1 protein-coding gene is annotated in these 239 nt (G+C 56.1%); it reads right to left on the bottom strand.

All coding sequences use genetic code 11. The annotated features are described in order from the left end of the window. The coding region (locus AC0L2O_RS37455) for a hypothetical protein (protein ID WP_473373280.1) at positions 1-178 on the bottom strand (178 nt) is incomplete at its 3' end. Positions 179-239 lie beyond the last annotated feature (61 nt).

The following is a 239-nucleotide window of genomic DNA, read 5'->3' as shown; positions in this document are numbered from 1 at the left end:
AGTATTTCTGCGCCAGGATGTCGGCGGCAACCTGGCTGAACTGCGCCGGCACATCGATGTTGTCCAAGCGGAACACCACCGAGCCATCCGGATTCTTGATCTCCGAAAGCGCCTTGCGGAATTCGATCTCCGCATAAGCCGACTGCCCTTGCTTGGTGAAACGACGCTCGATGCGCATTGGTCCTATCCCTTTGTGTGTCTACATATAGCGCATTTCCCGGGGGATTTCTGCCCCATTG

It is taken from the genome of Bradyrhizobium sp. Kon10, from assembly GCF_055807395.1.
Note: the sequence above shows the minus strand (reverse complement) of the source record. Positions and strands in the feature narration are given on the sequence as shown.